Source organism: Mucilaginibacter sp. SG564 (assembly GCF_013149275.1).
GTDB lineage: Bacteria > Bacteroidota > Bacteroidia > Sphingobacteriales > Sphingobacteriaceae > Mucilaginibacter.
Genome location: NZ_JABGNA010000003.1, coordinates 245,452 through 271,498, shown reverse-complemented (window position 1 = coordinate 271,498; position 26,047 = coordinate 245,452). Strand labels below are relative to the sequence as shown.

24 protein-coding genes are annotated in these 26,047 nt (G+C 44.3%); 17 read left to right on the top strand and 7 right to left on the bottom strand.

Annotation, left to right across the window (positions count from 1 at the left end; all coding sequences use genetic code 11):
• Positions 1 to 4 precede the first annotated feature (4 nt).
• The 13 genes from FHW89_RS08665 (at position 5) to FHW89_RS08605 (ending at position 13,312) form a co-directional block, all read left to right on the top strand.
• On the top strand, positions 5 to 391 hold the full coding sequence (locus FHW89_RS08665; RefSeq protein ID WP_216650518.1) for a DUF302 domain-containing protein: 387 nt from the start codon (positions 5 to 7) through the stop codon (positions 389 to 391).
• Positions 388 to 810, top strand: a complete 423-nt coding sequence (locus tag FHW89_RS08660) for a nuclear transport factor 2 family protein (protein WP_172334634.1) — start codon at positions 388 to 390, stop codon at positions 808 to 810. The genes FHW89_RS08665 and FHW89_RS08660 overlap by 4 nt, the downstream gene beginning before the upstream one ends.
• Positions 811 to 839: 29 nt before the next feature.
• Positions 840 to 1,532, top strand: coding sequence for a ribose 5-phosphate isomerase A (gene rpiA / locus FHW89_RS08655; RefSeq protein WP_172334633.1), 693 nt, complete (start codon positions 840 to 842; stop codon positions 1,530 to 1,532).
• A gap of 14 nt (positions 1,533 to 1,546) precedes the next feature.
• Positions 1,547 to 2,110, top strand: coding sequence for a Crp/Fnr family transcriptional regulator (locus FHW89_RS08650; protein ID WP_172334632.1), 564 nt, complete (start codon positions 1,547 to 1,549; stop codon positions 2,108 to 2,110).
• Positions 2,111 to 2,203: 93 nt separating this feature from the next.
• Positions 2,204 to 2,674, top strand: coding sequence for a RidA family protein (locus tag FHW89_RS08645; protein ID WP_253952200.1), 471 nt, complete (start codon positions 2,204 to 2,206; stop codon positions 2,672 to 2,674).
• A 53-nt stretch (positions 2,675 to 2,727) separates the two neighbouring features.
• Entirely contained in the window at positions 2,728 to 3,885 is a 1,158-nt protein-coding gene (locus tag FHW89_RS08640; RefSeq protein WP_172334631.1) for a glycoside hydrolase family 105 protein, read from the top strand.
• A gap of 159 nt (positions 3,886 to 4,044) precedes the next feature.
• Entirely contained in the window at positions 4,045 to 4,551 is a 507-nt protein-coding gene (locus FHW89_RS08635; protein ID WP_172334630.1) for a hypothetical protein, read from the top strand.
• A gap of 279 nt (positions 4,552 to 4,830) precedes the next feature.
• Positions 4,831 to 5,010 (top strand): hypothetical protein, encoded by a 180-nt coding sequence (locus FHW89_RS08630; protein ID WP_172334629.1) that lies wholly within the window; start codon positions 4,831 to 4,833, stop codon positions 5,008 to 5,010.
• 699 nt (positions 5,011 to 5,709) lie between these two features.
• Positions 5,710 to 6,510: a M12 family metallopeptidase gene (locus FHW89_RS08625; protein WP_172334628.1), complete on the top strand. Its 801-nt coding sequence runs from the start codon at positions 5,710 to 5,712 to the stop codon at positions 6,508 to 6,510.
• 680 nt (positions 6,511 to 7,190) lie between these two features.
• Positions 7,191 to 9,026, top strand: coding sequence for a family 16 glycoside hydrolase (locus FHW89_RS08620; RefSeq protein ID WP_172334627.1), 1,836 nt, complete (start codon positions 7,191 to 7,193; stop codon positions 9,024 to 9,026).
• Between the two features lie 12 nt (positions 9,027 to 9,038).
• The gene (locus FHW89_RS08615; protein WP_172334626.1) at positions 9,039 to 11,003 is read left to right on the top strand and encodes a hypothetical protein; all 1,965 of its coding nucleotides are present in this window, start codon (positions 9,039 to 9,041) and stop codon (positions 11,001 to 11,003) included.
• Between the two features lie 490 nt (positions 11,004 to 11,493).
• A complete protein-coding gene (locus FHW89_RS08610; protein ID WP_172334625.1) occupies positions 11,494 to 12,345 on the top strand; it encodes a ThuA domain-containing protein in 852 nt (283 codons plus the stop codon).
• A gap of 106 nt (positions 12,346 to 12,451) precedes the next feature.
• Positions 12,452 to 13,312 (top strand): alpha/beta fold hydrolase, encoded by an 861-nt coding sequence (locus tag FHW89_RS08605; RefSeq protein WP_172334624.1) that lies wholly within the window; start codon positions 12,452 to 12,454, stop codon positions 13,310 to 13,312.
• 95 nt (positions 13,313 to 13,407) lie between these two features.
• Here the strand turns inward: FHW89_RS08605 and FHW89_RS08600 are convergent, their stop codons facing one another.
• From FHW89_RS08600 to rhaT, 4 genes are all read right to left on the bottom strand, one after another.
• Positions 13,408 to 14,802 (bottom strand): FGGY-family carbohydrate kinase, encoded by a 1,395-nt coding sequence (locus FHW89_RS08600; protein WP_172334623.1) that lies wholly within the window; start codon positions 14,800 to 14,802, stop codon positions 13,408 to 13,410.
• 1 nt (position 14,803) lies between these two features.
• Positions 14,804 to 16,078, bottom strand: coding sequence for a TIM barrel protein (locus FHW89_RS08595; protein ID WP_172334622.1), 1,275 nt, complete (start codon positions 16,076 to 16,078; stop codon positions 14,804 to 14,806).
• Positions 16,079 to 16,319: 241 nt separating this feature from the next.
• Positions 16,320 to 18,440 carry a bifunctional aldolase/short-chain dehydrogenase gene (locus FHW89_RS08590; RefSeq protein ID WP_172334621.1) on the bottom strand — a complete coding sequence of 707 codons (2,121 nt, stop codon included), beginning with the start codon at positions 18,438 to 18,440 and terminating at the stop codon, positions 16,320 to 16,322.
• A gap of 71 nt (positions 18,441 to 18,511) precedes the next feature.
• Positions 18,512 to 19,591: an L-rhamnose/proton symporter RhaT gene (rhaT, locus tag FHW89_RS08585; protein WP_172334620.1), complete on the bottom strand. Its 1,080-nt coding sequence runs from the start codon at positions 19,589 to 19,591 to the stop codon at positions 18,512 to 18,514.
• 600 nt (positions 19,592 to 20,191) lie between these two features.
• On the opposite strand from rhaT, the gene FHW89_RS08580 reads away from it, so the two are divergent.
• The gene (locus tag FHW89_RS08580; protein ID WP_172334619.1) at positions 20,192 to 21,688 is read left to right on the top strand and encodes a gluconokinase; all 1,497 of its coding nucleotides are present in this window, start codon (positions 20,192 to 20,194) and stop codon (positions 21,686 to 21,688) included.
• 11 nt (positions 21,689 to 21,699) lie between these two features.
• Here the strand turns inward: FHW89_RS08580 and FHW89_RS08575 are convergent, their stop codons facing one another.
• Together FHW89_RS08575 and FHW89_RS29120 are read right to left on the bottom strand one after the other, a co-directional pair.
• Positions 21,700 to 22,899, bottom strand: a complete 1,200-nt coding sequence (locus FHW89_RS08575) for a GTP-binding protein (RefSeq protein WP_172334618.1) — start codon at positions 22,897 to 22,899, stop codon at positions 21,700 to 21,702.
• A gap of 105 nt (positions 22,900 to 23,004) precedes the next feature.
• The gene (locus tag FHW89_RS29120) at positions 23,005 to 23,637 is read right to left on the bottom strand and encodes a phosphatase PAP2-related protein (RefSeq protein WP_172334617.1); all 633 of its coding nucleotides are present in this window, start codon (positions 23,635 to 23,637) and stop codon (positions 23,005 to 23,007) included.
• A 141-nt stretch (positions 23,638 to 23,778) separates the two neighbouring features.
• On the opposite strand from FHW89_RS29120, the gene FHW89_RS08565 reads away from it, so the two are divergent.
• From FHW89_RS08565 to FHW89_RS08555, 3 genes are all read left to right on the top strand, one after another.
• Positions 23,779 to 24,165 (top strand): MerC domain-containing protein, encoded by a 387-nt coding sequence (locus FHW89_RS08565; RefSeq protein ID WP_172334616.1) that lies wholly within the window; start codon positions 23,779 to 23,781, stop codon positions 24,163 to 24,165.
• Positions 24,166 to 24,282: 117 nt separating this feature from the next.
• The gene (locus FHW89_RS08560) at positions 24,283 to 24,729 is read left to right on the top strand and encodes a Fur family transcriptional regulator (RefSeq protein WP_172334615.1); all 447 of its coding nucleotides are present in this window, start codon (positions 24,283 to 24,285) and stop codon (positions 24,727 to 24,729) included.
• Positions 24,726 to 25,556: an N-acetylmuramoyl-L-alanine amidase gene (locus tag FHW89_RS08555; RefSeq protein WP_172334614.1), complete on the top strand. Its 831-nt coding sequence runs from the start codon at positions 24,726 to 24,728 to the stop codon at positions 25,554 to 25,556. The genes FHW89_RS08560 and FHW89_RS08555 overlap by 4 nt, the downstream gene beginning before the upstream one ends.
• A gap of 39 nt (positions 25,557 to 25,595) precedes the next feature.
• Here FHW89_RS08555 and FHW89_RS08550 read toward each other — a convergent pair whose 3' ends face one another.
• Entirely contained in the window at positions 25,596 to 25,979 is a 384-nt protein-coding gene (locus FHW89_RS08550) for a hypothetical protein (RefSeq protein WP_172334613.1), read from the bottom strand.
• Positions 25,980 to 26,047 lie beyond the last annotated feature (68 nt).

The window sequence follows — 26,047 nt, the reverse complement described above, 5'->3', positions numbered from 1 at the left end:
TATCATGACTAATCCTACAGGTGTTACCATCCGCAAAAGTCCGTATTCTGTAAAAGAAACCATCAACCGTTTGCAGGCTGCTTTGGAACAGCATCAGGTAACCGTTTACGCCCGGATAGACCAGCAGCAGGAATTGCAAAAAGCGGGGCGGGTTATCCCGCCTTTGGAGTTTCTGTTATTTGGTAACCCCAAAGCCGGCGGACCGGTGATGATCGAAAATCCATTAGCCGCGCTTGATCTGCCGCTAAAGATTGTAACCTGGCAGGATGAAGAACAAACCGTGCATGTGGCTTATAACGATGCATCTTATATCAAAAACAGGTACGCTTTATCAGCAACCGTATCCGCTCCTTTAAATCTCGATCCCTTAATAATAAAAATACTATCATGAAAACTTCAGAATCCAACAATATCCAACCAACCGATGCCGAAAAACTGAGCATTGCTCAAACTTTTATCAACGCATTAAAAAGCAACGACTGGGAAACCATGCATTCCATACTGGCAGATGATGCAGGCTGGACCTTGCCTGGTACCAGTTTGCTATCCGGCCCGGCAAATGGGGCAGAGGCCATTATCAAACGGGCACAGGGCCTCAAATATTTCGGTGTTAAGTTCGACTTGAAACATATCCTTATAGGGTTGAATGGTTTCACCTTGTCTTTACACAACACGGCCAGTCGCGGCGATCTGTTATTGGATGAACAGGTAGCCATAGTGTTTGAGGTAGCTGGTGGTAAAATAACCAGCATGGCCACCTATCTTTCAGATGTAGCCGGCATCAATGCTTTTTTTATTGAGGGGATATGAGCTATCTTGCGGCGATAAAGTAAAACGTTATGGCCGATTACAAACAGGAGGCTGCCAAAGCCGCATTTGAATGGATTAAAGCAGGACAAACCATTGGCCTCGGAGCCGGTACAACGGTATTTCACCTGGTTGATATGATCAGCAGTAATCCGGAGTTGGCCACTTCCCTGGTATTGGTTTCTTCCTCATTTAAAACAAACGTTTATCTGCAGGAAAAAAACTTGACGATAAAAACACCGGCCATGGTAAATCACCTGGATATTTATTTTGATGGCTGCGACCAGTTCGACAAACAACTAAATGCCCTGAAAAGTGGCGGCGGTATCCATACCACCGAAAAGATACTGGCCTCCATGGCTTCGGAATTTATTTTGATGGGCGATGATGCCAAATTTGTACCGCAATTGAATACGACCTATCCACTGGTGATTGAGATATTGCCCCAGGCTTTACAGATTGTGCTGGCCCGGCTCCGGTCGGCCGCTTATCCCGACGCTGAGATCAAGTTACGCACAGGCGATCAGAAAGATGGCGCCGTTATTTCTGATAACGGTAACCTGCTGGCCGATATCCGCTTTACCCATGCGCCGAAGTGGCAACAACTCAACATCGATTTAAAAATGATCCCGGGCGTGGTAGAGCATTCCCTATTTTATGGTATGGCAACCCAAGCTATTATAGCAGGAGCAAGTGGGATATGCATTATTACGCCCGAACGATAGCCGCCTCTTAATACATGCAGGAGATATTACGGAAACATATAGAAAAAATAATATCGCTCACGGATGAGGAGTTCACCTTCGTATGGTCGCATTTTACAGTTAAAAAGTATAAAAAACATCAATTTCTGATACAGGAAGGCGAAGCGGTAAAGTATCATTATTTTGTGCTCTCCGGACTTTTAAAACTGGTGTATACTGATGAAGCAGCGAAGGAACACATCGTTTCTTTTGCCATGGAAGACTGGTGGGAGAGCGATTTCTACGCCTTTTATACGCAAACCAAAGCAACCCTGTCGTTAGAGTGTCTGGAAGATACCGAAGTACTCTGCCTTTCGCTCGATGGGTACAAAAAACTTTGTGACGATCTCCCTGAAATGGTGCGTTTTTTCCTGGAGAAAGCCAATTTTGGTTTTATCGCATCACAACGGCGCATCATTTCCTGGCTAACCTTAAGCTCCAGAGAGCGTTACGAACAGCTGCTTAAACAATCTCCCTCCCTTATTCAGCGGGTACCCAAAAGCCTGCTGGCTGCCTACCTGGGTGTTTCGCGCGAAACCCTGAGCCGCCTATCTTCTTAGTGTGACATTCCTCACATGATAATCGTGAGGTTTGTCAACAGCTCATTCCGGGTGTTATCAGCAGTTTTGCCATGTGAATTTTAAACGATGAGCATGAAAAAAACAGCGAAAATTTTAGCATTACTATTGATAACTACAATGCCCGCATGGGCGCAAACCCCCAAAAACAATAAGATGGAAAAAAGGATCATTAATCCCTGGCAATGGCAGGATAAACGCAGCTATGTACAGGCTGTTGAAGTAAAACACGTAGAAAGTACCCTGTACATTTCTGGGCAAACGGCCATCAGTGCCGACGGAATATCCAGTAATGAGGATATGAAAACCCAATTAATAAAAGCCCTGCAAAATTTGGAGCACGTGATAACCGAGGCCGGATACAAGCCTGAAGGTATTGTGAGGCTAAATATCTATACAACCTCTACAGCGGAACTTTGGCCGCACTTCCAGATTTTCCAGGATTGGGTAGCCAAACATGGCATCAAACAATCGCTTACTTTGTTGGAAGTGAAAAGCCTTTTTGAAACACTAAAAGTTGAGCTGGAAGCTACAGTGGTGAAGTAATCAATTTTAGGTAAAATATTTTATCTTTAAAGCCTAACCTAAAAACACGCAAAATGATCTTCCCGCTAAAATTCAAACGTATTTGTTCGTTATTGTTATTGCTCATCGTGGGCATAAAAGCCTATGCCGCAGATTCAATGCTTAAACCTGATTCCCTGCTGCAAAAAGCCTATGTCCTCAATATGATGCACCGGGTTGCCGACTGGCAAATTAACGACTGGAACACGAATGGTTTTAAACATGCTAAGGTTGATTGGACAAATGCCGCCTGTTATACCGGTATTTATGCGCTGGGATCTATCAAAAACAACGAAAAATATTTAACCACCCTGGTGAACATCGCCAACGATCTGGGTTGGAATACCGGGCGCGATCGTTTTATGGCCGATGATTATTGCATAGGCCAAACCTATTCTTTGCTATATACCAAATACAAGGATAAAAAAATGATTGCGCCCTTTATTTTGCTGGCCGATAGCATTGTGAATAAGCCGCATGATGAGTCGCTGGAGTGGAAGAACCATATAGCCTCCAGGGAATGGGCCTGGTGCGATGCCTTGTTTATGGGACCCACCGCTTTGAGTTATTTGAGTATAGCTACCGGCAATCAGCAATACCTCAATACAGCCGCAAAACTCTGGTGGAAAACAACCGATTACCTGTATGACCCTGCCGAACACCTGTATTTTAGGGATGGCAGCTACCTGGATAAAAAAGAAAAGAACGGCAAGAAAATCTTTTGGGCAAGGGGCAATGGCTGGGTATTGGCAGGCCTGGTAAGGGTGATGGAAAATATGCCCTCCAATAATCCCGATAAAAAGAAATTTGAAAAACTATACCGCGATATGGCTTCTAAAATAGCTTCATTGCAACAACCGGATGGCAGCTGGCATGCCTCATTGCTCGACCCGGAAAGCTACCCGGTTAAAGAAACAAGCGGTACTGGTTTTTATTGCTATGCCTTGCTCTGGGGGCTTAACCATGGTATGCTGGATAACAAAACCTACTGGCCCGTAGTAAAAAAAGCCTGGGCGGCATTGGTCACTTCGGTTCATGCAGATGGGATGCTGGGGTATGTACAACGTATAGGCGCCAGCCCCGATGCGGTTACGGAGGATAGTACCGAGGTGTATGGTGTAGGCGCTTTCCTGCTTACTGGAACCCAGCTATATCAGTATTTGGGCAGCCATCCGGCCGCTGCAAAAAATTGAGCATTTTTGCGCATCTAATGATTGTTCATTAGTCGATATTGGGCATCCGGCGTTCGATATTAGATCATTCGCTATCAATAAATACCCAGAAACTGGTATATGTAATTCATTGTTTATGAGTTACTTTTGTGGTTACCTGCAAATCAAAAACATAAAAAAATGAACAAACTATTATCACTGTTGAGTATTGCCTTGCTCCTGCCCATTGCTGGCTACTCACAATTTAAGGTTGGCAAAACCAAAGAAGAAGCTAAAATAGAAAAAGGAAAGAAGACACCTAAATTAATCGGCTCTAAAAGTACCGGATTAATAATGGATTTTGGACTTTACTCCATAGAGGCGGAGGAGATCGAATACCTTTCTTACGCAACCATGAAAACAACCGGAATTACGTTTGAACCGATAATTAATTTTTCGTCGTTGAAAGAGGAGGCCGATTTTTACAAATACATATTAGGTTTATACGATAGTTACAAAGACAACGAGATAACTCTAAATAAATGCAAGATAGTACCCCGTAAAAAGAATTTATTCGGAATGAATAATCTCATATTTGATATCTATCCATCTGCAGAAAACGATGAAAATAAACTCACTACTTACATGATCGGTAAAAGTGGGTGGATCAATCTTTTTAAAAACTCCAAAGTCCATACCTTAGACTAATCCGGTGTAAATATTATTCAAAATATGATACCATTCCGCTTTACCAGGACGGGAGCAAAAGGGAGGCATTTGTCTCTTTTTTGCTTTTTACTGCCGGTCGGCCCTTTTCGGCGACAGCTATTCTGCATTTTTTATATCTCATGATCCATTTCAAAAAATCATGGTTTTCTGCGATTGTCCGGCCTGTTTGATTTGAGGATTATTGCAAAAGAAAATATTGCTGGAATACTAACGACAATTTTTCGAGCGCTGCTTTTTCAGATTTTGAGATTTATGAATATGAAGAAAATTAATTACGCATTACTAATATTAACAACAGCCATTATGCTGTTCACGATCTCTTGCAGCAAGGACGGTGCTGCAGGGCCTAAAGGTGATACCGGCGATAAGGGCTTAACTGGGGCGGTTGGGCCTGCCGGTGCTGCCGGGGTAAAAGGTATAGCTCGCAGGCACACGTAGCAATTTGCGTAAAACCCGCATAGTAAAACCGTAGTATCACTACTGTTGTTTTTAAACGGGCTATATATCTTTGACCATACAAAAGCTAAAGATATTTATGAAGAAACATTACTACTTAAATCTACTACACTACAGTTCATTGATGGTAAACGTTATTAATAAGTTCATGAACCTGCAATAGCAGGATAAAGATAATAAGTTATAAATTAGGGATAATAACTTAGAGACGGCCGCCTGCAGCAATGCAGCGGCTGTTGTTTTTTTATAGCTGTTTTTTCTTTTAATTAAGAGAGACGGGTGTCACCCAGAGCGCCCCGTCGAAGGGTAGATTGCACAGGCCTGCCCGCCATACTTCGATCTATCTCAGTATAACATCTTTAATTTTATAGACTTCCAAAACCTTCACCATATACAATATCTATTGTTTGTGCTTTCTTATAAAATAATTGTATATTTTTTTAAATAATATAAAAACATATAATTATTTTATTAATTTGGCATTTATAACCCCGATTATATACCGATTATTGGTAATATTAAAAATTACAGCCTGGTAATTTATACATCCATGGATCATGTAGTGCACAATTTTCCTCAGAAAATTGATGATCCGTTGATCAATACACAAATTTTCTTATAAACCTTATCTTATGAATATGTGAAATATCTTAAATAATAAATCATAATTAACTATTACCGATGAAAACAACCAATCTCCTGCTCATCTCCCTGGCGCTGCTGGCTGCCACGGGTTGCAAAAAAAACAACAACAACGAAGAAAATGTACCGCAAAAAGACGCTGCGGCAAAAGAAACGCTTTTCGCGGATTTTAGCTGCCAAATGAAAACCATAACAGGCGGCCCGGTAACCGAAAGCTGGGGACCCAACAACAAATTATGGACCAACGGCCGCACCATCAAGGTACGCTTTATTAGCGGCGAGGGAACCTCATTTGTACGCGGAAAAGTGCAGCAATATGCCAAAAGCTGGGAAAGCAGCGCCAATGTAACCTTTCAGTTTGTGGCCGATAATGCCGCTGCAGATCTTACTGTAGGCTTTAAACACAATGGCGACGGGGGCTCCTGGGCCTACGTGGGGATAGATGGCCGTGGTCAGAGTCAATCGGTTAACTTTGGCTGGTTTGACAACAATACTTCCGACGAGGAATTCAGGAGAACCACCACCCATGAATTTGGTCACGTGCTGGGTTTACAGCATGAACAGGCACACCCTGATGCTAACATCCCATGGAACAAAGACGCGGTATACGCTTACTATGAGGGCGCCCCCAACTTCTGGACTAAAGACCAGATAGATTTTAATGTACTATGGGTTGGCCCAAGAACCGGAAGTAACCTGCTCACCTATGACAAATCATCCATTATGCACTACCCCGTTCCGGCCCGGTTTACAACAAACAATGTAGCCATAGCTGCCAATAATACCACCATTACGGCTACCGATGCAGCCTATATGAAAAAGTATTACCCCGGCAGATAGTCTTTTTGAAATAACCGACCTTTTACCCCGCTATTCCGAGTCTCTGATGCTGGATAGCGGGTTTTCTTTTTAAAAGCACTGCCCTGGGTGCGATTCCCTCCCCACGGGAGGGGCGCGGCTGACATGTGCGCAAAAGCAGGGAGGGGTTTATGTGTCATGCAGAAAAAAGCTGTCATGGTGAGCAGGCCTCTGCGCGCGGGTCTTCAACAGGCTCAGACTGGCAGGGTTTTTAACTTATTACCGGGTAATGGGTACTATTCCTCGCCGTCGCGCGGCTCCGGCCCTCAAGTGTTGGGAAGAAGAAAAAGTTGTCATTTCGAACGAGGTACGAGGAGAAATCTTATACGTCGAGATAAGCAAATCGTATAAAATTTCTCTTCGCCCTCGTGCCCAGACCTCAGCTTCTGCTCATCGAAATGACAATGTTTGGTATAAATTTATGTCTTCCCAACACTTAAGGGCTCCAGCCGAGTGACAGTTATTACCCGGTCTCCGGCCGCTGTATAATAAAGAAATCAATCATTTCGCCTATTCAATATTCAGCAACTTAGAGAATTAAAAAAAACTATTTTTTAATTTCTCGCAATCGATTGTTAAAAATAATTATCTTGGCATTGCCAGTGTAAATCAGGTATTATAGTATACCCGATAACCAATAAACCATATTATATTAAAAATCGATGGATTGTTTTAATCAATTTCCTAAACTATCCGGCCGGAAAAAGTTTTGGATAGCGTGTTTTTGTCTGTTGGGTTACCAGCAGGTGAGGGCGCAAAACGCGGTATCTTTTCATGACCTTTCTTTTTTCGATAACCCTTCATCAAACTGGAAAATAGCGGGCGGCGTACAGGCCGATATCGCGCAGGATGAAGTTTTAACCCTTAAAGAGGGTACCGGAATTTTGGTAAACCTGCCCGGCAAAAAAGGCGCAAAAGACCTGTTTACCAAAACTGTTTACGGCGACGCCGATCTGGAGCTTGATTATATGATGGCCAGAGGATCAAACTCGGGCATCTATTTGCAGGGGCGTTATGAAATTCAGCTTTTGGATAGCTGGGGAACGGTAAATCCTAAATCGGGCGATAACGGTGGTATTTATGAGCGTTGGGATGATAGCAAACCAGATGGACAGCAAGGTTATGATGGCCATGCGCCAAGGCAAAATGCCAGTCGTGCGCCGGGTTTGTGGCAGCATATAAAAATTTCGTTCCAGGCACCGCGCTTTGATGGTAAGGGGCAAAAGATCGCCAATGCCAAAGTGCTTTATATTTGGTTAAATGGTGTTTTGATCCAGGACAATGTAGAGCTTAGCGGGCCAACCCGGGGTGCTTTTGATAAGGTGGAAACAGCAACTGGTCCGCTGCGTTTACAGGGTGATCATGGTGCGGTGGCTTTCCGCAATATCAGGATAATTAGTTATGATAAGCCGCAGCCAACGCTTTCAAACCTGAAATATCGGGTTTATAAAGGCGGTGATATGGCCGGGGATGCATATAACAAGCTAAAGCCAGAGTCGGAAGGAGCGTCGCCTGTGCTGTCATCAAATCAGAGTAAACTGAATAACGATTTTTTAATGCGGTATACCGGCAATATCCAGGTTAAGGAAACAGGTGAGTATGCTTTTAAGCTGAGTGTGCCGGGAGGTAAGGGGAAATTTCGTATTAACGGTACAGATGTTGTGACATTGACCGAAAACGCGGGGCAAGGTAAAATACAATTGCCAGCCGGCGATCATCCGTTTGAATTGTTCTATTCAAAAACTATAGATTGGGCTAAACCTGCCCTGGGACTTACCGTAGCAGGCCCCGGCGTGCGGGAGCATCTGCTAAGCGATGCCAACGTAAGTAACAATGACCCGGTTGATCCGATCTTGATCAACGCTGCTTCCAGTCCTATAGTTCGCAGTTTCTCAGATCTGCCGGGAGGCATCAGGGTTACGCATGGCGTCAATGTAGGCAGTACCGCATTGCTGAATTATACTTATGATCTGGACAAGGGGATGATAGTAGCTATCTGGCGAGGTGGCTTTCTGGATGCTACACCGATGTGGCACGACAGGGGCGACGGCTCATCCCGCCCGGCCGGTTCTGTTCAATATTTGGGTAAGCCTGTACCCGCTATCGAAAAGCTCCATGATGCCAATGCCGCCTGGGTTTTGGATACCGCGGGCACCGGTTATAAACCTAAAGGCTATGTATTAAATGCCGATGATGTGCCTGCCTTTAAATACCTAATTTATGGTGTGCCGGTAAACGATGCCAGTACTTTGATGGATAAGGGACAAGGCATCCACCGGGAAATAACGCTTGCCAATGCCGTAGATGGCCTGTTTTACCACCTGGCTACAGGCAATGTCGAAACGCTTGGAAACGGGTTATACGCTATTGACGATAAATCTTACTACATCCGTATTGATGACGCTGGCGGGGCCAAAGCACTTGTTCGGGATGCAGACGGGAAGCAGGAGCTCATCATCCCTATTCAAAAAAAGTTAACCTATTCTATCATTTTTTAAGCTGCCTTGATCATGGATAATACTTTAAAACAAATGATAAAAAGAGGCGCGTTTTTATGTACGCTGGTCATTATCGCGTTGGTAGGCGATATCAGAAATACCTTTGCCCAGGCCGAATCGCCTAAAGAAGATGATTTTTTTAAGATCATGAAAGTGCCTGCGCCCGAAGGTACCATATTAGAGGTTGGCGGTTTGTGTACCTTGCCAAATGGTACCTTGGCGGTAACCACCCGTCGCGGGGATATTTTTATGGTCGAAAATCCTACCGGGCAGCATCCTTTCTTTCGCAAGTTTGCTTCGGGTTTACATGAGGTTTTGGGCGCCGCCTGGAAAGATGGCGCTTTATACGTTGTTCAGCGCGGTGAATTGACCAAACTGGTGGATACCAATATGGATGGCAAAGCCGATGTTTTTGAAACTATTTATGCCTGGCCTTTATCGGGCAACTATCATGAATATAGTTTCGGGCCTAAAATTGCGCCGGATGGTTCATTTTTTGTGACCCTGAACCTGGGTTTTCCGCCCGATTGGTGGCATCCTAAAAGTTTTGTACCATGGCGCGGTTGGGCCCTGAATATTAAAGAGGATGGTACGGTTACCCCATGGGCAGCAGGATTTCGTTCGCCCTGCGGTATCAGTATGATTGATGGCGAATTGTGGTATGCCGATAACCAGGGCGATTGGGTTGGATCGGGCAGTATTATGCCCATCAAAAAAGGGGCTTTCATGGGGCACCCTTCAAGCCTGGTTTGGACAGGCTTGCCTAACTCGCCGCTAAAGCTTACGCCCGAGCAGTTTTTTGCCAAAAACAACCCGCGGGTAGAGTTTGATAAAAACGGACAGCCGGTAAAACCACAGGATATAGTTAATGAAAAGTTTAAGACCGAGTTTGAGGCTAAAAAAGAATTTCCGGAATTACAGCTGCCTGCGGTTTGGTTACCTCATGGCATCTTAGGTATTTCCAATTCAGAAATTGTGAAGATCCCCGAAGGTGCATTTGGCCCGTTTGCTGGGCAGCTACTGATCTGCGATCAGGGACAAAGCATGATCGACCGGATCTTCCTGGAAAAAGTTAACGGCGAATACCAGGGCGCGGCATGGGCTTTCAGAAGCGGTTTTCAATCGGGCATCGTAAGGTTGGCCTGGCTGTCCGACGGCTCATTGGCTACCGGCGAAACCAACCGTGGCTGGGGATCGGCAGGGGAGGCAACCATGGGCCTGCAGCGTTTGGTATGGAATAACCGGGTTCCGTTTGAAATGCGCGCCATCAGGGCCATGCCCGATGGTTTTGAAATAGAATTTACCAAACCGGTTGATAAAAAGGTGGCGGCAGATATTGCATCCTACTCCATAGAAAGTTTTATTTATAAATATCACGGCGTATATGGTAGTCCGCCGGTGAATACCGAAAAATGCCCCATAGCAGGGGTTAAAGTATCTGAGGATGGCTTAAAAGCAAGGTTGATCGTTAATAATTTACGCAGGTATTATATCCATACCATTACGCTTGCCGCCATCAGGGATAAGGAAAGTTATTTTAACCTGGTGCATCCCACAGCCTATTACACCTTGAATAATATCCCCGAAGGGCAAAAACTTTCCATGACCGAAGTAAGTACGGTAAACTCGGTCAAAGCAGTGGCTTCGGCTGCCGTTAAAAAAGGGATTGGTACTAAAAAGGCTACGGCGTTAAAACCCGGTGCGTTGGTAAATGCTATTCCTACCTATGCCGAAGTGCAGCCTCTTTTGTTGAAAAATACCTGTCTATCTTGTCATAATACCACCAAAAGACAGGTTGGCCCGGCATACGTAGATGTGGCGAAACGGAAATATAGTGTAACCGAACTTATACAGCTGATCCATAGCCCCAAACCCGAGCACTGGCCTGATTATTCGACACCAATGCCACCGATGCCACAAGTACCCAAAGAAGAAGCGCGTAAGATTGCTCTGTGGATCAAATCAATGGCTAAATAAATTAAATTTTAGCCCCTTAACCGGCACTTTAAGGCTTAAAACTTCGGACTTAAATGCGTATATTTGTATATAAAAACAGCCCGGTTTTCCTGATTAAAAAGGAGAACCGGGCTGTTTAGTTAAAGGAGAAAATAGCCCGAAAATGGGCTTATTTTTATGAAGTTATTTGATAGTCAATAAAATAACACTTTTTAAAGTTTCAAAAACAGGCTAAAACCGCCTTGGAATTTGTTAAAAGGTGTTAAAATCGATGTTTTTCGATCATTTTTCGGCTGTTTTTACCCCGTTTTTGAGCAGAAAAATGTTAAAATTTAAGGTTTAAAAAGTTTTTGGGCCGGGTAGCCCCGGCAATTGTTAATGTCTTATCTCTTGACGCTAACTTCTTGATTCTCGCACCACCCCTACATCACCTCTCATGCCCGGTTTTGATGTGCAGGGTTTATAAAAATAAATTAGTTTTATGGCTCTAACCAAAACCACATTTTAAACTATGATCAGCCGTACAGGTATCCGGAAAATTGCAGTGCTGGCTATTGCCATTTGTGCTGTATGCTTTAGTTTATATAGCGCCCATGCACAGGGTGCAAAACCAAAATTTAAGGTAATAGCCTTTTATACAGGGCGTAATGATAAGGCGCACATCAGCTTTATGCACGAGGCTAACCGGTGGTTCCCGGCCATGGCCAAAAAGTACAATTTTGCCTATGACTCCACCAACAATTGGAGCAATATGAACCCGGAGTTTCTGGCCAAATACCAGGTGGTTATATTTTTAGATACCCGTGCCGATGATCCTGCACAAAGGGCTGCTTTTGAGCAATATATGAAAAAGGGTGGCGGCTGGATGGGTTTTCACTTTTCGGCCTTCGCGCTTACGCCGTCTGATTATCCTCAAAACTGGGATTGGTATCACAACGAGTTCCTGGGATCGGGGCAGTACAAAAGCAATACCTGGCATCCCACCTCAGCTATTTTAAGGGTGGAGGATAGCAAACACCCGGTTACCAAAGGCTTACCCGTCACCTTCAAAGCATCGCCAAATGAGTGGTACCGCTGGGAAAAGGATCTGCGCACCAACCCGGATATCAAGATATTGCTGTCTATCGATTCTACCAGTTTCCCACTGGGTACAGGGCCAAAACCATACGAAATATGGCACAGCGGCTATTACCCGGTAGTATGGACAAATAAAAACTACCGCATGGTTTACTTTAATATGGGGCATAATGCTATTGATTATGATGGCGGAACAAACAAAGAGCAATCGCAAACCTTTGATAACGACATCCAGAACAAACTGATCCTGAATACCCTGCTGTGGCTGGGAAGCGGTAGGAAATAGAAGTTCTTTAATTCTTCGTAATGATGTCATTTTTTTAGAAAGTCGCCCGATAAAGAGCGAGTTTTTTGCAGTCGGTTTATACCTTTGAGGCTACCAATCTGCACCTATGAAGAAAATAAAAGAAATTTTTACCCGGGTAAAGGAATTACAACACGTTGATAACGAAGATATAACTCCATTGATTTGGCAACTGATCTGCTACTCGCCAAAATTTCCGTTGAGATTACCGCAACAGCAGTTACTAAATGAAGCTTCACCATTTACATTGGAAGTTGACGACCCGCATTTTAGTCAGTCCATATTAAAATTTAATGGTTATATATGGGGCAATGGTAGCCATAAGGTATTATTGACACATGGCTGGAGCTCCAAAGGCGCCGATTTTATCGATCTGATCACCGCACTCAGAGCCATTGATGACCTGCAGATCATCGCCTTTGATGCCCCGGGTAATGGCAGCTCCGAAGGTGAATTATCCAACCTGCTGTTATTTGCAGAGGCGGTGAAAGCCGTCATCAGTACTTATGGTGCGCCGGATATCATGATAGGGCATTCCTTAGGGGTGATGGCCAATACCATAGCTATTCAGCAAACCGGCATCAAACCTTCGTTACTGATCAGTGTAACACCTATGGTGAATTTAAGGGAAAATTTTATAGCTACCATGAACAGCGCCGATGTTCCCAAGACGGCCCAGGGCAGGTTTTTTGAAAATTTTAATGAAATATTTGATGTGCCTACATCGTATTTTAATCTTGCCGATATATATAACGTGGATATCGCTCAAAAGCATTGGCTTGCCTATGACCGGGATGATAAAATGACGCCTTTTCCTTACACACAGGAGCTTTTGAATAGACATCCGATGATTACGTCGAAAGAATATCCCGATGCCACGCACGAAAGAATCATTAAAGATCCCAGGCTGATAGCGGATGTTTTGGAATTGGTGAGAAATAATCAATAAAGGGCAGAGCTATCAGTCTGAGCCTGTCGAAGACTCGCGTGGAGAGGTCTTTGTCCACCATACTTCGACAGGTTCAGCATGACATCCGCATTTTTTTAAATGGGGTGCGTTTCACTTTGTCCCGAGTAATATTTCAACTCAATAAGGTCATGCGGCAATGGTTTGCTGTTCCAGGCCTGGTGAATGGCTAATGCTGTACCTACAGCGGTAGCCTGTGCCATGGAGGCCGCGTACACTTCCAAGTGTGGGAAAGCAAAAGCCAGCAGATGCATAAATACGGCATTTTTACTGAAGCCACCATCTACAAATATTCTTTGCACTGTACAACCCTGCAATACAAAGCCGGTTGAGGTTACTTGCTGTTGTACAATATCCATCATTAGTTGATGGTAAGCTTCGGTATCTGTTTTAAAATCATGCAGGTCGCGATGTTCAAAAACTGACCTTTGTAATTCGCCCTCATTGAATTTGCCCTTTAATACTTTTTGAGTTTGTAGCTGTGCAACAACGCCCGGCTCAAAATTCATGTTACGGTACTTGATCACATCCTGGTTAAAATGTGCGGCTATACGTTTTACCTGCTGCTCATAATCATAACCACTAAATAATCGCGATGCCTTAACCGGGCTGCCTTTGTATTGCAGATAGTTAAGACAGTCGTGTTTCAATTCATCTTCGGTAAGCGGCATTTGGTTAAAGGGGTTTAGGCTGATAGACCAGGTGCCGGTTGATATGAGCACAAAAGGCATATTAAAACTCACCAGATAGGGGATGAGCGCTGCCGAACTATCATGTAAGCCAATACCTATGCTATAGCTATTTCCCGGAAATATGGCGGGCAGCACATCATCTGCAGGTTTAAGCGGTGCCATTTTGGGTAAGATGCCTTCTTTACTTAGCCAGTCATGATAGTTGTTTTTGCCAAAATCCCAAAGAGCTGTATGGCATCCGATACTGGTGAGGTCGCTTACCATTTGACCGGTAAGCAGCGAGCTCATATATTGCGGCAGATGCAATGCATATTTTACCTTTTCAAATATATGGGGCTGTTGATATTTTAAACGGTAAAGCTGCAGGCCGGAGTTAAGGTTGCCTAATACCGGAGAAGCTGTTTCGCGGGCAAATGCGGCTTCGTCGCCATACGCATCATAAAACTGTTTGCTCAGTTCTGGTGGATAAGGTTTCAGATAATTATACAAGGGGGTAAGTGGCCTTCCATCTTCATCAACATATACCAAGCTGGCCCCATAGGTTGAAAAATTGATCGCTTTAATATCAAGCTCTTTGTGCTTAAATATGATCTCACGCAGCGAGTCGAATACAGATAAACGCAAACTATCCAGGTTTTCGCAAACATCGCCATCCTCGTCATGGGTTTCGATAAAGCGGGCTGTTCTTTCAAAAACTATTTTATAGTTCTCGTCAAAAAGGAACAGCTTTTTGTTGGTTTTACCCACGTCAAAAATGGCTATAACAGGTATCGGTGCCATATTATAAACCTGTAGATACGGCTAATGCGCCCCGTTCATTGATCAATTGCTGGCGTACCGCTTGTTGGCGGTATAGCTCCAAAGGTTGTAGCGCTCCACCAGTCCTCAAGCGCGATTCGGCAAGTAGCGGACGTACATCAGTACGGTAAGCATGCTGTAAAATTTCCTGCGCCAATACTACATCATTTTGTAGCTGGGCATGCTTCAATGCCTGCTGATCAACTAACAATGCCTGCGTATAGGCTATTTTGATGGCTTCTACCGATTGCAGCAAATCCTCCACAGGGTCTTTGATGTTGTGGGATGCATCTATCATCCAGCCAATACCGGTAGCATGGTTCATGCCGCGGGCGTCCATACCTTCTACCAGTTCATTAAATATCAGGAACAATTGGTAAGGATTAATGCTACCCACGGTAAGGTCATCATCGCCATACTTGGAATCATTGAAATGGAAACCGGCCAGTTTGTCTTCCATCAGTAAAAGGGAAACTATTTGTTCGATATTGGCTCCTTGTAAGTGGTGACCCAGATCAACCAGGGTCTGCGCCTTGTTGCCCAATTTGGAGGCCAGTAAATAAGATTGCCCCCAATCACCAATGGTGGTAGAGTAAAAATTAGGCTCATAGGGCTTGTATTCTATCCAGATCTTCCAGTCGGCAGGCAGTGCGGCATAAATTTCCTGAAGGCTCTCCAATGTACGTTCAAAAGCACCGCGCATGTTGAGTTGACCCGGGAAGTTTGATCCGTCGGATAGCCAGAGAGACAGTGCCTTAGAATTCAGTTCGACGCCATAATTGATCACCTCAATATTGTGCTCAACGGCCTGTTTGCGCACCGCTTTATCTACATGGTGCAAGGAGCCGTGTTTATAGCTATGCTGCTGTGATGGCTGATCCTGAAAGGTATTAGAGTTTACCGCGTCGAAATGTAAACTATGCTGGGCGGCTAATGCTTTGATGGAAGCGGCATTATCAGGAATATCCCAGGGAATATGCAGGGAAATGGAGTTGCTGCTTTTGTTTAAGGCATGGATCAAACCCACATCCTCTATCTTTTCTTCCAGGCTGCGCGGTTCGCCACCGCCCGAGAAACGACCGAAGCGCGTACCCCCCGTACCTAATGCCCAACTGGGTATAGCCACCTGAAAATCGGTCAGTTTTTGGAGGATGATATCCAGTCCCTTTATATCGGCGGCCACAAAATCAAACTTACGCTGGTGCGCAGCTTGTTGTTTGTGGTTAGCTTCGTCAATAATGCTCTTCTCTAATTGCATGGTTATTGGTTTATGATGATATATTACTAAAACCATGTCATTGCGAGGAGGAAGGACGAAGTAATGAGCCCCACCCAACCCTCCCCGGAAGGGAGGGCTTTGAAATACTTTCTAAAAGTCTCCCCTTTCGGGGGAGATTTAGAGGGGGCTTATTGCCACGCTTCGCTCGCAATGACACGGTGGGTTCTAATGTGCTTTTTTTGTCCCTAAATCCTTTATCTTCAAATCCTTGCTCCAAAAATTACCTTACAAAAGCCATGGCTACGCCGCCATCTACATTCAAAACATTGCCTGTTGATTTGCTGAGCAGGCCACCGGTAAAGGCGAAGCAGGCATCGGCAATATCGGCAGGTAATATAATCTGGTTTAGCAGTGTACGTTTGGCATAATATGCGGGTAACTCTTCCACAGTAATGCCATAAGCTTTAGCCCTGCCTTCGGCCCATCCGCCGGCCCATATATTACTGTCGCTGATCACCGCGTCGGGGTTTACTACGTTTACCCGGATGCCATCAGCGCCCAGCTCGGCAGCATTCAATCTGCTCAGATGCAATTGTGCGGCCTTAGCCGAGCCATAGCCCGCGTTATTAGGTCCGCTTACCAGGGCATTTTTGCTTACTATATTGATAACATCACCGCCAATATCTTGTTTTTGCATCACGGCAACTGCGGCCTGGGTTATAAAAAACTGGCCTTTTACCAGTACATCATACAATAGATCCCAATCTTGCTCGGTATGGTCGGCAATGGATTTAGATATGGACAAACCTGCGTTATTCACCACAATATCAACTCCACCGAAAGCCAGGGCCGCGGTTTCTAAGGCGGCGTTGATCTGTTCGGCTTTGGTCACATTCAGTACAGCGGTAGTGTAGGAGTCTTTACCGTATTGTTTTTTAAACTCTTCAGCGGCAGCTTCAAGCCGTTCTGTATTCATGTCATTGAGGATCACTACAGCACCCTCATCCACAAATTTTTTGGCGATGGCTTTGCCTATGCCACCGGCGCTGCCCGTGATCAGGGCAATTTTACCAGACAACGCCTTTGGTTTTGGCATCCGCTGTAATTTGGCTTCTTCCAGCAACCAGTACTCAATGTCAAAAGCCTCCTGACGGGGCAATGAGGTATACTCAGATATAGCTTCGGCGCCCTTCATCACGTTGATGGCATTGGTATAAAACTCAGCTGCAACGCGTGCGGTTTGTTTGTCTTTAGAGAACGAGAATAGACCAACGCCCGGGTACAGGATGATCACCGGGTTAGCATCCCTGATGGCCGGACTGTTATCATGTTTGCAGGTATTGTAATAGTCGGTATACATCTGGCGATAAGCGGCAAACGCCGGTGCAAGACGTTCCTGTAATGCTTTTACATTGCTCAAGTCCTCGTTAGGTTGCAGATCCAATACCAGCGGACTGATCTTGGTGCGCAAAAAGTGATCCGGGCAACTGGTTCCTAAAGGCGCCAAACGATCAAGATCATTGGAATTGATAAATTCCAGCACACGGGCATCATCGGTAAAATGACCTATCATATGTTTTTCGCTCGAGCAAAAACCCCGAAGGATAGGAGCAATTTCAGCTGCTTGTTTTTTACGTCTAACTTCGTCGAGACTTTGAATCTTTTGCCCGCCAAATACGGGGGCTTTTTTACCATAGTTTTCTTCCAGGTATTCGGCACAGCGTTCTATAACTTCCAAGGTGTTTACATAGCTTTCAAAAGCGGTATCGCCCCAGGTAAACAATCCGTGCGAACCCAGCATAATACCCCTGATGCCTGGATTTTCGTCAAGACATTGTTTGAGTTGCAGGCCAAGCTCAAAACCTGGTTTTTTCCACTCCACCCAGCCAATGGTGCCGTCAAACAGCTCCCGGGTTATTTTTTTACCATCCTTAGCCGCGGCGATAGCGATGGCCGCGTCGGGGTGCAGGTGGTCGATATGTTTAAAGGGTAAAAAACCATGCAGGGGGGTATCTATAGATGGCGCTTTAGAAGCCAGGTCATATATGCAATGGTTAAAAAGTTCTACCATTTCGTCCTCATAGGCCACACCCCGGTAAACGTTTTTGAGGCTGCGCAGGCGATCGACATATAATGCTGCCAATCCGCTCTTTTTGAGTGTGCCGATGTCGCCTCCAGAGCCTTTGATCCACATGACCTCAACTTCGCTGCCGGTGAGCGGGTCTTTCGACAACACCTTGCATGAGGTATTGCCTCCGCCATAATTGGTGAGGCGCAGATCGGCGCCTAACAGGTTTGAGCGGTATATTAACAGGGCAACTTCATCACCTTCCAGTTTGGCGGCTTCGGCATCATCCCACAGATAGCTTACATGTTTGAATGGTGTTGTTCTGATAGACATATATTTTTAATTATTGAATTATTGAGTTGGTGAATTAGTGATTTGAATTACTGAATGTTTTTATGATTTTTTTACTTGAGTGAATTACCATAGCCTACTACCAGTACCGATAGTATTATGACCGCTATACCGGTTATTACGGTGGCGAAAGCTCTTTTACTTACGCCTTTCCATTCTTTTAATATCAGTCCCCACATATTGGCTATCAGAATAATGAAGGCCATGTGCAGTATCCAGGAGCTGGCGCCATTACCCATTTTGCTTTCGCCCATGCCGTAAAAAAAGAACTGCAAAAACCAGGTGGTGCCGGCCAGCGCCGCGAACAGGTAGTTTTTAAGCAGTGGCGTTTTTTTATCGGTGTAATTACCAAAAGTTTTATTGCGGGCATTTAATATCATGCACCATATAAAGTTGGTAGTTAAGCCTCCCCAAAGTATAATAATATAGGTAACGTTGTTCTGGAACAGAAAATTACACTGCGCCGGATGAGCTGCTTGCCACAGTTGATTGGCGGTATCGGCCATGCTTTTGCCGGCTTCTATACCAAAATTAAAGCAAGCGCTTAGTACGCCCGATACAATAGCCACCAGTATGCCCAGACCAAAGCGATAGTCTTTATTTTCTTGTGCTATTGCCCCATTGGCCGATAATTCTTTTTCCTTCATCATACCCGCTTTGCCGCATATCACAATGCCAGCAACGCATAGCAGAATACCCAGCAGCACCATTTGCCCCCAGGAAGTATGCAACATCAGGCTAAAAGTATCCTTACCTGCTTTTGGGAAAATATCATAATAAATCGATGGTATCAAAGCCCCAAAAACAGAGCAAAGTCCCAGGATAATTGTACTACCCAGCGATACGCCCAGGTACCGCACCCCAAGGCCATAGGTGAGTCCGCCAATTCCCCAGAGTAAACCCATGAGGTATGTCCAGCCGATAACGGAACCTTCGGTATGGCTAATGATATCTGCAAAACCCGGAATGGTTAACCATGCGGCCAGCGGCGGTACAATAAACCAGGAAAAAATGCCGCCCACTATCCAGTAGCTTTCCCAGGCCCAGCCCTTAATTTTTTTATAAGGGATATAAAAGCTCCCCGAGGCAAAGCCACCGACAAAATGGAAAAAGACTCCAAAGATTATTTGCATACACTATCAGGTTATATTGGTAAAGCTAATTTAGGGAATAAATAGGCCGAAACTGTCATGTACTGTCATGGAAACCTCAGCCAACCCTCTCCAAAGGAGAGGGAGTATAAGGATGAATATCGACTCACCCCGCCTGCGCTTTGCTGGGCGACCCTCTCTTCGCCTGCGGCGGAAAGAGGGTAAAGAAAACATTTGTCATGCTGAACGGAGTGAAGCATCTATTCTGCTCCTAGCATATTCAATAACAGATCCTTCGTTCCTCAGGATGACAATTCTTTTAATTTTTAAATCCCCTCTTTCCGCCGCAGGCGAAGAGAGCATGATCGAGCGTAGCGATGATCGGGTCAGTAAACTATACTTCATGCTATGGGGACTATTTCTGTTAAAAAGTGGGTTTACATGGTTTACATTTTTTTATGGTTTACATTGCATTATATTATTGATAATGAGTAATTTGAATTGATTTTTAATGATAAATCGCCTGAATTGTGTAAACCCACTTTTTAGCATTTGAGCTTCCCAATATAGGAACGTAAGTAGGAATCTGTTTGTCTTTTATCCTTTCGTCCCTTGTGTTTTTATCCTAAATTAGGCACACATATGAAACCATATATTTTAGGTATCGATATAGGCACGGGTAGCACCAAAGCTGTGGCCCTCACCCTGACTGGCGAGGCATTGGGGGTGGTTCAAAATCATTACCCTATCAACAATCCGGAGCCGGGTTACAGTGAGCAGGATCCGCTGTTGATATGGCATGCCTTTGTAAAATGTATGCAGGATATCACCGCGCGGGTGGGCTATGCACCGGTTACCGTGAGTTTTAGCAGCGCCATGCACAGTATTATACTGGTAGATGAAACAGGAACGCCGCTGTTGCCGATGATCACCTGGGCCGATGCGCGGAGCGAGGATATCGCGCAGGAGCTAAGACATTCAGTGCAGGGTGCAGAAATATATCGCATTACGGGTACACCAATACATGCCATGTCGCCCTTGTGTAAGCTCATCTGGCTGCGTACCAATAAGCCCGAGCTGTTTATACAGGCAGCTCAATTTATATCGATCAAGGAGTTTATCTGGTTTAAACTGTTTGGAAGTTTTGAGATCGATTATTCCATTGCCTCGGCTACCGGCTTGTTTGATATCTTGAAGCTGGATTGGAGTGTAGAAGCCTGTAAGCTGGCCGGTATTTCTGCTGCCAAATTATCAATCCCCAGAAACACCACTTATCACCGTAATAACCTTAACCCGGATACAGCCGCCTTGCTGAATATCTCGCAACAAACTCATTTTGTGATCGGCGCGAGTGATGGTTGCTGCGCCAATCTGGGCAGCCATACTACCGGGCCGGGTATTGCGGCGCTTACTATTGGTACCAGCGGAGCGGTGCGTATCACCAGTCCCAAACCGGTATACAATTTTGATGGGATGACTTTCAATTACCTGGTTAACCAGGATACTTTTGTATGCGGTGGTGCGGTAAACAACGGAGGTATCGCTATAAACTGGCTACTGCAAAATTTCTTGCAAAAGGAAAAACTGACACCGGCAGATTATGACGAATTATTCGCGACCATCGATACCATCCCAGCAGCAAGTGACGGACTCATCTTTTTGCCTTATTTATACGGCGAGCGTGCCCCGCTTTGGGATACTCAAACCAGCGGCGGGTTTTTGAATATAAAACCGGCCCACACCCGGGCCCATTTTTTAAGGGCGGCACTGGAAGGGGTTTGTTTTGCTTTGTATGATGTATTGAAAACCGTAGAGGATGCCTCGGTAAATATTACTCAGGTGAACATTAGCGGCGGTTTTGTAAGTTCTGCTACCTGGACGCAGATCCTGGCAGATATTACCGGGAAAAGGTTGGTAGTGCTGCAGCCCGAAGACGCGTCGGCGGTTGGAGCCATTTACCTGGCTGCGCAGGTGCTGCATCCCGAAAGTTATGATCAGCTTACACATGTTGATAACCAAACGGTTATTGAGCCCAATGCGCAAAACCATGAGCGGTACAGCAAATTGTTTCCAATATTTAAAAAGCTGTACCGCGACCTCATGGATTCGATGCACCGACTGCATGAATTAGATATTTAAAAAGGGGGCTGCTATGAATGATTATTAAATGGATCGGCGAAGGCTTTTCCCGCTATCAGATCCAGGAACTCGGCATCGGTGATGAGGCAACTGTTGAGCTCTCTGGTTAATTCTTCCTTATTCAAGTGCTCGCCAATAAAAACCAGCTCGTTGTGGCGGTCGCCAAATTCTTTCGACCAGTTTTTTTCGATCATTTCTTTATTCTCTACAAAATCATGGAATTTAACGCGTTGCTGATAGGGCATGCTGGCCCACCAAACACCCGCATTTTCCAGGCGTGATGATCCACCTGCCTGCGAAAAATTCAGGGCATCATCCGGGGCAGAAGCTATCCAGAACAAACCCTTGGAACGGATAATGTTCTGCGGAAAATCGTGATGCAGGTAATGGTAAAATCTTTCGGGATGGAAGGGCTTCTTTGACCGGAAAACGGTTGAGCTGATGCCATATTCCTCGGTTTCTGGCGTGTGTTCGCCATTCAGTTCTTTGATCCACCCGGCAGACTGGGAAGCTTGGTCGAAATCAAATAGCCCGGTGTTTAATATCTCCTTAGGGTCGATCTTACCAAATTGGGTGTGTAATATTTTAGCGCCGGGATTTAATTTAGTGATCACTGCTTCTAATATCTTTACTTCTTTGAGCGATACCAGGTCGGTTTTGTTGAGTAGTATCACATCGGCAAATTCAATCTGGTCGGTAAGCAGGTTAACTATGGTGCGACGGTCGTTGGGGTCATCCACGAGGTCGCGGTTCAGCAATAATTCCGAGCTCCCAAAATCCTTATAAAAGTTAAAGCAATCCACCACGGTAACCATGGTATCCAGTTTCGCAAACCTGCTCAGGTCGATACCTGCATCTTCATCTGCAAAATTAAATGTCTGGGCGATGGGTATAGGTTCGGAAATTCCTGTACTTTCTATCAACAAATAATCAAAACGACCTTCTTTGGCCAGTTTTTCCACCTCAATCATCAGATCCTCGCGCAGGGTACAGCAAATACAGCCATTGCTCATTTCTACCAGTTTTTCTTCGGTGCGCGACAACGTTTTTTGATTGGCTACCAGTTGAGCGTCAATATTTACCTCACTCATGTCGTTCACAATAACCGCTACCTTCAAATTTTGCTTGTTATGCAGTATATGGTTTAACAAGGTTGTTTTGCCGCTGCCCAAAAAGCCGCTGAGTACGGTTACAGGTAATCTCTTTTCCATCTGTAATTATTTTATACAAACATAAGAGATAATTTTTAAATGCAATTATGTTGCATTTAAAAAAGAAAAAATAAATGTCTACGAATGAGCTGTGTTGCTTATATATTACAGGCTAAAAGCCTTGGCAAACCGGTAACAACAGTAAACAATAACAGGGGCGGCCAGTACATCCAGTGTATAATGAATGTGCTGTACAAGCAGGAGTGCCATCACTACAAGCGCGGCAATAAGCGCGATAGCTTTATCCCGTTTTTTATCCAGGTGAAGATAGATAAGTACCATAGTTGAGGTATGCCCCGAAAAGAAAAGATCTTTGGTGATAGCCGCATGACCATAAAAATAACTCGTGAGCGGATCAACCAGGGGAACGAGCCCCGCAGGTGGGTCGAGTTTGACCAGCGTGAGTGATATGAAACGCGCTATACAAACAAAAATCAGCGTCCAGATATAAGTAGTACAAACAGCGGGTTTATAAAAAGCCCTTACAGCCATCAGGATTCCCATACCCCAAATAAGGGCAAAAATAGGTACCGATACATCATAAGCAGGTAAATGCGCCAGCACCCAATCATTAAGTACGGTGCCGTTGCGGTTTTCAATTCCTCTGAAAAAGCCCGGCATAATATTAATAATGGCCACAATAAGTATGGAGCCAACAAATAATTTAACACGCTTTAAACTGGTATCGTACGCGGTTAACCAGTTCTGTTTTAGCTTATAAATAGCGGTATTGGGCACAGTTTATATATAAATATGGTATGCTTAAATAGTTTATTGACTTCAATATTAAGAAGTTGTTACCAAAAAGTTAAAATAAATCAGACAAAAATATGAAATTAATTTGATGCAATGATGTTGCGTTTTAATTTATCTTTGCGCATGGATGTTCCAAAAAATACTTCACGGCTTGATCATATCGGGATAACAGCATCAACGTTGTGCGCTGTACATTGTGCGGTTGTGCCCGTGTTATTTACCAGTTTACCGCTAATTGGTCTGGGTTTTTTGGCCAATGCCTGGGTAGAGTGGGGGATGATCTTGCTGGCACTAATCATCGGTACCTATTCCATTGGCGGGGCTTATTTGCGCGTACACAAACGGCCCGCTCCCCTTTTTTTGTTGATAGCCGGTTTTGCTGTTATTTTGTTGGGACATGCGTTTACTACAGGTTGGCTTGAAGTAATCATGGTGCCTGCTGGTGGTTTGCTGATTGCTGCCGCGCATTTTGTAAATTACAAATATACAGGGGCCTGCAGCCATAAATAGCCGGAAAGGAGGTGGAAGGGCAATGAATAGTTGATATTAGCCTTTTAACAAAACCATATTTTAAACCCTTAGTTATTCTTGTTAAATTTGTAGGCTTTTATATTATTCCCCAGTTAAATGACACAAACCCGCAATAATTTTCATTTTGAAGACTTGCTGAACAAGCATCATTTAAAAAAAACCGCCCCAAGGCTCAGGGTTTTATCCATGATGTCGTCAAGAAGTGCGGCCACTTCCCAGCCCGATCTGGAAAGCGTGATGAGCGATATTGACCGGGTTACGCTTTACCGCATCCTCAATGCTTTTGAAGAAAAAGGCATTATCCATAAGGTATTTGATTTAAACGGTACAGCCAATTACGCGCTGTGCAGCTCCAACTGCGATGAAGGTCACCATCATGATGAACATTTGCATTTTAACTGTACCAATTGCAAAAATGTTTATTGTTTAGACGACCTGCATCTGCCGCCAATAAAACTTCCCGCAGGATTTGAACCCACTGGTTTTACGTTGTATGCTACTGGCCTATGCCCAAAATGCAGTAAAAAAGCCGCCAAAAAATGATCGGGAATAAAAAGTTTTTTTACCTAATTGTAAACTGCGGACTTCTATTTTTATTTCTTAGTCTTTGCTCATTTACCCCCGGCAGGGATACTATACCTGTTGCATCTACCTTCAAATTCAAAACCATTATTATTGATGCCGGTCACGGCGGTAAAGATCCCGGCGCGCGTGGATCATACTCTAACGAGAAAACGGTAACTCTGGCCATCGCCAAAAGATTAAAAGCAGCTATCGATTCGCAGATCACCAGTGTTAAGGCTATCATGACTCGCACCGATGATACTTTTATACCACTTAACCAGCGATCGGCCATAGCTAATCAGAATCATGGTAACCTGTTTATCTCTATACACTGTAATTCCTCGCCCGAAGGTAACGCGGCTATCGCGCATAAGCGGAAAGGTGTATTGTTGCTGGTTTATGGTTTTCACCGGTTAAAGGAGCAGGAAGAAGCCGTACGCGAAAACTCTTCCATATTTATCGAAAAAGATTACAAGCAAAATTACGAGAGCTATGATGAAAGCGATCCTTCCAATCTCATCATCCTCAATGCTTACATCCAAAAATACCGCAAACAAAGTATCCTCTTTGGCGATCTGCTCAACACCGAGTTTGTAGATACCAACGGGCGCGAAAGTAATGGTGTAAAGGAGCAGGGCGTACTGGTACTGGCCCACAGCGCTATGCCTGCCGTACTCATTGAAACCGGTTTTATTAATAACCCCGAAGAAGAAGATTATCTGAACTCACCCGAAGGACAAAACGAGATCGTTCAGTCTATCATCAGGGCCATTAATAATTATAAGAAAGCGATAGGGGCTTTGTAGAGTAGGGCAGTGTACTAAAAGTAGAATGAAAAACAATGTCTATTGTTTTTTTATCAACCTGAATGTAAGTGTTCCCTTTTGTTTTATTGCACTGTCTCCGGCTAAAATCGTATCATAATCAGGATAATTTAGGCTGCCCAGGTCATACTTTATTCCTTTAATGGTTATATGCGGTATTTGTTTAGGCTTTTCATAGTATGCCTGCTCTATTATGCCGTTAAAACTGTAATCTTTTGCTTCATTTAATCCGTGCATTGCCCATATAGAGAGGGCAGTGGAAACCAATACGAATAAACACATCAGCCCTAATGTTGGGTAATACTGTTCCTTTCTGATTTTTGATTTAACACGAGGGATAAGTAGTACAATGACTACTATCAGGAATGGTGTGACTAATACTAAGAAAGGAAAATATGAGGGCATAAATAATATTTTAATTATTGAATATAATGATTTATTCTTATTTCCCTATTAAGGAATAAGCTAATGTA